This is a genomic window from Streptosporangium sp. NPDC006013 (genome assembly GCF_040614275.1).
In the GTDB taxonomy this organism is placed as follows: domain Bacteria; phylum Actinomycetota; class Actinomycetes; order Streptosporangiales; family Streptosporangiaceae; genus Streptosporangium.
Genome location: NZ_JBEXUE010000479.1, coordinates 1 through 7,586, shown reverse-complemented (window position 1 = coordinate 7,586; position 7,586 = coordinate 1). Strand labels below are relative to the sequence as shown.

General features: G+C 68.8%; 9 protein-coding genes. 2 read left to right on the top strand and 7 right to left on the bottom strand.

From position 1 onward, the window contains the following. Window positions 1–119 precede the first annotated feature (119 nt). From ABZ260_RS42250 to ABZ260_RS42225, 6 genes are all read right to left on the bottom strand, one after another. Window positions 120–593, bottom strand: coding sequence for a hemerythrin domain-containing protein (locus ABZ260_RS42250; RefSeq protein WP_355629061.1), 474 nt, complete (start codon window positions 591–593; stop codon window positions 120–122). Between the two features lie 218 nt (window positions 594–811). Then, window positions 812–1,471, bottom strand: a complete 660-nt coding sequence (locus tag ABZ260_RS42245) for an ATP-binding cassette domain-containing protein (protein WP_355629058.1) — start codon at window positions 1,469–1,471, stop codon at window positions 812–814. Next, window positions 1,464–2,411, bottom strand: coding sequence for an ABC transporter ATP-binding protein (locus ABZ260_RS42240; protein WP_355629055.1), 948 nt, complete (start codon window positions 2,409–2,411; stop codon window positions 1,464–1,466). Before ABZ260_RS42240 ends, ABZ260_RS42245 begins: the two co-directional genes overlap by 8 nt. After that, a complete protein-coding gene (locus ABZ260_RS42235) occupies window positions 2,408–3,220 on the bottom strand; it encodes an ABC transporter permease (RefSeq protein ID WP_355629052.1) in 813 nt (270 codons plus the stop codon). Before ABZ260_RS42235 ends, ABZ260_RS42240 begins: the two co-directional genes overlap by 4 nt. Next, window positions 3,221–4,201 (bottom strand): ABC transporter permease, encoded by a 981-nt coding sequence (locus tag ABZ260_RS42230; protein WP_355629049.1) that lies wholly within the window; start codon window positions 4,199–4,201, stop codon window positions 3,221–3,223. Beyond that, window positions 4,198–5,748, bottom strand: coding sequence for an ABC transporter substrate-binding protein (locus ABZ260_RS42225; protein ID WP_355629046.1), 1,551 nt, complete (start codon window positions 5,746–5,748; stop codon window positions 4,198–4,200). Before ABZ260_RS42225 ends, ABZ260_RS42230 begins: the two co-directional genes overlap by 4 nt. Before the next feature lie 271 nt (window positions 5,749–6,019). On the opposite strand from ABZ260_RS42225, the gene ABZ260_RS42220 reads away from it, so the two are divergent. Further along, window positions 6,020–6,475 (top strand): GNAT family N-acetyltransferase, encoded by a 456-nt coding sequence (locus ABZ260_RS42220; RefSeq protein ID WP_355629043.1) that lies wholly within the window; start codon window positions 6,020–6,022, stop codon window positions 6,473–6,475. A 267-nt stretch (window positions 6,476–6,742) separates the two neighbouring features. Here ABZ260_RS42220 and ABZ260_RS42215 read toward each other — a convergent pair whose 3' ends face one another. Next, window positions 6,743–7,036, bottom strand: coding sequence for a hypothetical protein (locus ABZ260_RS42215; protein ID WP_355629040.1), 294 nt, complete (start codon window positions 7,034–7,036; stop codon window positions 6,743–6,745). Window positions 7,037–7,421: 385 nt separating this feature from the next. Here ABZ260_RS42215 and ABZ260_RS42210 point away from each other — a divergent pair. Beyond that, window positions 7,422–7,586: acyl-homoserine-lactone synthase (locus ABZ260_RS42210; RefSeq protein ID WP_355629064.1), on the top strand; the 165-nt coding region annotated here is incomplete at its 3' end.

Genomic DNA, 7,586 nt, shown 5'->3' with positions numbered 1-7,586 from the left:
GGTTGCTAAGACAGGTGGTGACCTTGGAGGCTCTCCTTAACGACGCGTACGACTCTTCCAGGAGTGCCCTGTGATCATCGAGGATCTGTCCGTCCGGTGACCCGGTCAGGGCGGGCCGATCAGCGTTCCCTGTCGTCGCTGAGCAGGAAGTCGGGCCGGGAACGATCCCAGCCCGGCACGTTCAGCGCGTTGAGCGCCGAGACGATGCGTTTCTCCTCGTAGACGAAGTGCGTCTCCATCAGCGCGGCGAGACTGTCCAGCTCGCTGCGCACCACGGCCGGATCCGTCTCCTGGTCCAGACCGCCGACGAGCGCCTCCAGCCTCCTGAGGGAGTCCTCCACCAGCCGATGGTCGCGACGCAGTTCGTCCAGCACCGGGCGCAGTTCGGGAAACCGCTCGGCGAGCTCGGGGAACGCGCCGTCGTCCTCACCGGTGTGGTGCCGGTTCAGGGCGGAACAGAAGGTCAGGCAGTGGACCCGCAGTTCGCGGGGGCGCGCGCCGCCGTCGAGGTAGGCCTCGACGTTCTCGCGGAGTGCGGCGAGCTCCTCACGGAGCCAGAGATGTACTTCGATCAGTTGGTTGCCGAACGCCATCAGGCGTCCATCGGGTGTTTCCAAGGTCGTCCAGTGTTCCGGCGCCTCCATGCCCTCGGCGATCTCTTTGCCGGGTGCACCGCGACGCTGGCACAGAACCTCATCATCATCGCGACGATCGGTCAACCCGCACTCGCACCGGCCGGAGAAAGGACGACCCACCCCGTTTCGCTCCCACGGTGCGGGAATGCCGATGCGATCCACGTACAAGATCGCGCTCATGATGGAGACAGATCTCCGGGTCCGGCGAGACCAACGATCTCGTCGGCCCAGCGACCCAGCAGGATCGGGTCGTGACTGATCGCCAGCACTCCCGCCCCGGTACGCTCCCGGTAGGCGTTCACCACCCCGACCAGGTGTGCCTGCGTGGAGGCGTCCAGCATGGTGGTCATCTCATCGCAGATCAGGTAGCGGGGTTCCAAGGTCAGTGCCCTGGCCACGCAGGCCCGCTGCAACTGCCCGTCGGAGACCTCGTGCGGCCATCGGGTGAGCAGGTCGCCGGTCAGACCTGTCTTCCTGGCCAGTTCGGTGACGCGCCCCTCGTCCGGCCGGCCGTTCGCGGTCAGCGGCTCGCCGATCACTTCGGCGAGTTTGAGGCGCGGGTCCACCGAGAGCCTGGGCTGCTGGTAGATCAGGGCCACTCGGGTGCGCAGGTCGCGGGCCGCGCGCTGCCGCCAGCGCGTCACGATCGTGCCGTCCACGGTGAGCGTGCCCGACGCCGGACGCAGCATCAGCGCCATGACCCTGGCCAGCGTCGACTTCCCGCAGCCGCTCGGCCCGGCCAGGCCGGTCACCTTACCGGGCATGATCGTCAGGGACGTCTCGTCCAGCGCGGTGTGCCTGCCGTACCTGACGGTGATTCCGGACGCTTCAAGCATGCCTGTCCTCCAGGGCGTGGTGGCAGGCCACGCCGCCGTCCATCGGTGGCGGCACGGCGCACCGCTCGGTTTCGTGGCCGCAGCGCGACCGGAACGCACACCCTTCGGGCAGCCGGGTCAGCTCGGGCGGCAGGCCGGGGATGGGGACGAACGCCCGATCCGGCTGGGCCGCCACCAGCCCCGCCGTGTACGGATGGCGGGGGCGCCCGAGTACCTCGGCCACCGGCCCCACCTCGACCAGGCGGCTGGCGTACATCACCGCGAGGTCGTCGGCGACCCGCTCGGCGGCGCGCAGGTCGTGCGTGATCAGGAGTACCGCACGTCCCTCGTCGCACAGCTCGCGCAGCGTCGCCATCGCCCGGTCCACCAGCGGCCGGTCCAGCCCGCTGGTCGGCTCGTCGGCCAGCACCAGCCACGGGTCGCCTGCCAGCGCGATCGCGTTCGCCACGCGCTGGGCCATGCCGCCCGACAGCTCGTGCGGGTAGCGGTCCAGCTCCTGCGGGCGCAGGCCGTACCGCGCCGCCAGGTCATCGGCCGTGGCGTGCGAGCCGAGCTCGCGCATGGCCTCCTGGAGTTGCGCCCGTGCCGTGCGCACCGGTGTGAGGTGGGTGGCCGGGCTCTGCGGGATGAGCCCGATCGCCCGCCCGCGCACCCGCCTGGCCAGTACGGCCTGCGAGGCGCCGAGGAGTTCCACCGGCTCCTCGCCGTGCTCCAGCCATGCCTGGCCGGAGACGGTCGCGTTGTCCGGCAGCAGGCCGAGCAGCGCGTGCGCGAGCACCGACTTGCCGCACCCGGACTCACCCACCAGGGCCAGGCAGCTACCCGGCCGTACCTCGAAGGTCGCCTCGCTGACCGCCTGCACCAGCGCACCGGGGATGCGGAAGCCGACGCTCAGCCCCTGAACCCGTAGCCGTCCGCGGCCGGTCACAGTTCCGGTCACAGTTCCAGCTCCGATCTCCAGCGAGGGTTGCGGCGGTCACGCCAGTGCTGGGCCAGCACCGATACCGCCAGCGTGGGCACCAGGATGAACAGGCCGGGCATCAGGCTCGACCACCAGCCGCCGGTGAGCAACGAGCGCTGCCCATCGTTGATCATGTTGCCGAGTGAGGCCAGGTGCGGCGGGAGTCCCAGGCCGAGGAAGCTCAGCGCGGTCTCGTGCCAGATCGCGTGGGGCATCATCAGCACCGTCGCCAGCATCAGGTGGGGGAAAAGGTGCGGCAGTAGATGGCGGCGGACCACCCGCATCCTGGTCGAGCCTCCGGAGATCGCCGCCTCCACGAACGGGCGCGAGCGCAGCGAGAGCACCTCGGAGCGTACGATCCGCGCCGCCGTGGTCCAGTGCGTCACACCTACGGAGACCACCACGGCGGCGGCGCTCGGCGCGAACAGCGCGACGATGAAGATGCCGAACAGCAGGTGCGGCAGGGCGTTGAAGCCGTCCACCACCCGCATGAGAAGGCGGTCGGGCAGTCCTCCCAGACTGCCGGCCGCCAGGCCCACGAGTCCGCCGATCACCATGCTGACCAGCGCGGCCACCAGACCCACCAGGAAGGAGACGCGCAGGCCGTAGATCGACCGGATCAGCACGTCCCGCCCGACCTCGTCGGTGCCGAGGGGGTGTGCGAAAGAGGGGGGCTGCCCGGCCGCGCGCAGGTCCACCAGGCTCTGGTCGAGTTGCACAACGGGCGGCACCAGGAGTACGGCCAGCGCCAGCAGCACCAGGGTGCCGGCCGCGAACCTCACCGGCATTCAGCCCACCCCCAAAGTGCGCACCCGCGGATCGGCCACGGTGTAGGCGATGTCGGCAAGCAGGTTGCCGACCAGCACCGCCGCCGTACCCAGCAGCGTGAGCGCCGCCAGCAGCGGGAAGTCCACGGCCAGCGCCGCCTGTACCGAGGCCGCGGCGACGCCGGGCCAGGAGAAGATCGTCTCGACCAGGATCGCGCCGGTGACCAGTTCCGGCATCCGAGCGCCGAGCAGGGTGAGAAAGGGCAGCAGCGCCGACCTCAGCGCATGCCGCACGATCACGGTTCGCTCGCGCAGGCCGCGGGCGCGCGCGCCGATCACGAAGTCCTCCCGCAGCACCCCGATGACCGACTCCCGCACGTAGAGCACCAGCCACGACGACTGGGAGATCGCCAGCACCGCGACCGGCAGGACCATGTGCGCGGCCACATCAGCGGGGCTGATCGTGGTCGACGCCGCGTCGGTCAGGCCCCCCGCCGGCAGCCAGCCCAACTGGACCGCGAAGACCCAGATGGCCAGCAGTCCCAGCCAGAACACCGGGGCGGCCTCGTTGGCGAACGCGCCGCCGGTGATCGCCCGGTCCACCCAGGAGCCGCGCCGCCAGGCGGCGAGGGTACCCACCACCAGGCTGCCGACGAACATCAGCACCAGCGCCGAGCCGGTGGCCAGCAGGGTCCAGCCCAGCCGCTCGCCGATGATCTCGCCGACCGGCCGATGCAAAGAGCGCGACTCGCCCAGCTCGCCGCTGACCAGGTTGCCGAACCAGGTGGCGTACTGCTCGAGGACCGGCCGGTCCAGGCCCCAGTTCTGCCTGATCGACTCGACCACCTCAGGAGAGGTGACCAGCGCGCGTTCGCCGAGGTACTGCCGGACCGGGTCGAAGGGGGAGGCCTGGGCCAGCGCGAACATGCCGATCGTAACGGCCACCAGCAGTGGCACCGCGAAGGCCATCCGCCAGGCGATCATCTTGAGTATCGCTCTCACGCGACCGGCTTCCAGGTGTGGATGCCGGCGAACAGTCCTCCGGTGGCGTGCTCGTGACCGTCCACGCCCGGCACGATCCCTTCGTACCTGCCGCGGATCACGTACACGTGCTTGAGGAAGACCAGGTACGAGTAGACCTCGTCGTCCCTGATGACCTTCTGGAAGTCGGCGTAGATCCGCTCGCGCTCCGCCTGCTCGCCCGAGGCCCTGCCCTGCTCCAGCAGCCTGTCGGCCTCGGGGCTGTCGTAGCGGCCCGGGTTGAAGAAGCCCTGGCCCTTGAAGTCGGAGTGAAACAGCTCGTAGTTGACGTAGTCGGGGTCATACGGGCTGCCGAACCCCATGACCGCCGCGTCCCTGTCCAGCCGTGCTTCGATCGCGTCCCAGTCCAGGCCGATCGGCTCGACCCGCAGACCGATCCTCTTGGCGTCGGAGGCGGCGGCCAGCGCGAGTTCCTTACGCAGCGAGTCGCCCGCCGGATACATCAGGGTGAACTCGGCACTCCTGCCGTCCTTCTCCCTGATACCGTCCTTCCCCATGATCCAGCCCGCCTCGTCAAGCAGCTTGCCGGCGGCCTCGGGATCGGTGTCACCGGTCACTTCGGGGTTGTGCCATCCGGTGTCGGGCGAGATCGGCCCGTAGGCGGGAACACCCGCGCCGGCCAGGATCGTGTCGACCATCGCCTGCCGGTCGAGGGCCAGGCTGAACGCCTTGCGTACGGCCCGGTCGCCGGTCACCGGCTGGGTCATCGGGAACACGATCGCGCGATAGTCGGCGCTCGGTACGTCGTACACGGTCACGTCCTGCCGGCCGCGTAAGCCGACGGCGGCCTTCGGCGGCAGCACGGTGGCGTCGAACTCGCCCGCCCGAACCCGGGTCGCGCGCACATTGTCGTCGGGGGCGAAGGCGAGCACCAACCTGGAGATCGCCGGAGCGCCGCCCCAGTACTCCTTGTTCGCCTCCAGCACGATCTTGTCTCCGGGCGTCCAGGAGACGAACCGGTAGGGGCCGCTGCCGACCGGCTTGGTCTTCTCCATCGTGCCCATGGGCACGATGCCGAGCGTGCTGCGCTGCACGAACGGCGCATAGGGATACCGAAGACCGAACACCACGGTCCGCGCGTCGGGAGCCGCCACATCCTTGATCGCCGAATAGTCGCTCCTGATCGTGGAGTTGTTGGCGGGATCGAGCAGCGCCTCGTAGGTGTACTCCACGTCCTTGCTGGTCAGCGGCTTACCGTCGTGGAACTTCAGCCCTTCCTTCAGGGTGAAGGTGACGGTCGTCCCGTCCTCGGAGACGGTGGGCGGCTCAGCGGCGAGCGCGGGCTTGATCGTCAGGTCGGGTGCCCGGCTCATCAACCCGTCGAAGATCAACGATCCCCCGTCGGGAGAGAACCCGAGCACCGGGCTCAAATTGTCGAATTCCGAGCTCAGACCGATGACGAACGTGTCATCCGGCGGGTCGACCGGCCCCTGCGGGGCGGAACAGGCCGCACCGGCCAGAGCGAGGACGACGCACAGCGTGGCGGACTTCTGGAGAAGTTTTGTCACAAGAGAAGTTCTATCAGTTGCATATTACTTGCAATAACTTGGGATGAACCCCCCATGGAGATCACGTTGCATCTGCCCCCACTACGCGACGCGGCGGCGAGGATGGCGGAGATCGGCCCCGGTGATCCGCACCGACGAAAGCCTCAGCGTCGCGCCCTGGCCGCGATGGGACGACAGGGACGGCGCCTATACGATCATCGAACGGAAAGACACCCGCCAGGCACCCGACCACCTTGACGTCAAGTGTCTCCAAGAAAGGATGGGCACAGGATTGAAGATCGCAGTCGATGACCTCTCCGGTCCGGAGATCGCCGGATTCCTTGACGAGCACGTCCAGGAGATGCGGTCCATCACTCCGCTGGAGAGCAAGCACGCCCTCGACCTGGAGAGCCTGCGCAGGCCCGAGATCACGTTCTGGTCGGTCATGGACGGTGACAGCCTGGTCGGCTGCGGCGCGATCAAGAGGCTGGACGCGGACCACGCGGAGGTCAAGTCGATGCGCACCAGGCCGGCGCGCAAGCGGAGCGGAATCGCGTCCCTCCTCCTGGAGCACATCGTCACCGAGGCCAAGCGCATGGGATTCACCAGGCTGAGCCTCGAGACCGGGGCGGCCGAGTTCTTCCTGCCGGCCCGGAAGCTGTACGAGAAGTTCGGGTTCGAGTACTGCGACCCGTTCGCGGACTACGAACCCGACCCGAACAGCGCGTTCATGACGAGAGTGCTCTGAGGACCTGTACAGCCGATCCTTTCCGAACCGCTGACTTCCCGCGAGGACGCCCGGCGCGAACGCCTCACCGCCGTCGTGCCATCCAGAACCTGCACTCCCGGAACTCCTCGACGGCCTCGCGGGACCACACCGACCTTTCTTCTCGCCGTCTGCCGTTTCCGATGCGCTCCTGGTCGTGAGAGGCCACCACCGCGAACCGGCTCTTTGCTGCCGACAGGCCACCGGGTTGATCGTTTGATTCCCCCGGACGGCTTCGAACCGACATGGTCACAAATGAACGCGACCGGGCCCCGCTCCGAGCGGGGTCATCATCCGCATGATGTCCGACACGGCGCCGGGCTCCAGCACGGCCCCGGGGGTCCGATGGACCAGGTGCCCGAAGTCGTCGGCTGCCTGGCCGCGCGAGGCGGGATCGGTCACCACCTTGCCCTTCAGCGGCGGCAGGTCGACCATCCCCTGAGACTGGGCGGCGTCGGTGACCCACGTGCGCGTGGACGGGTCGAAGCCGACCACGGCCGCCCCCGCCGTGAGGAACGCCCGTCTCCACGGATGCCACGTCATACCCGATCCCTTCGCAGCGCGGTCACGTCGCGTCGATAATCGCCGACGGCACCCGGCGACGCTACCCGCACGAAATCCACAAAAGGGTTACTACGGCGCTTTGGGCCTCGACGGGCGAGCCGTGGGGCAGGCGAGCATCATCGGGGCAGGATGGACCGATGAGTTTCGCGTGCCTGGCCGGCCTACCGTGTGGGCGACCGCCCGAGACGCACGAACCGAGGAGACCCCATGGCGGTGGGTGTTGGGGTTGGCCGTACGCGGGATCGCGAGGAAGGCGTCGGCGGCCGCGGCGAGGGTGACGTGCCCGCCGCGCAGGGCAGCGACCTTCGGCCCGGCGCTCATGCCGGCCGCCGGGTGACGTCCGCCGCGATGTACCGGATACGGAATGGAGCGAGATTCCTACGACGACTGCGATCCGGTCTATGTGATCAGCCATGGGGAGGTCTGCCGGGAGATCACGGGGTGCTGTCGGCTCCTGCCCACCGACGGTCCTTATATGATCCCCGACGTCTTCTCCGAGACGTTGCGCGGCGCCCCCGCTCCTCGCGAT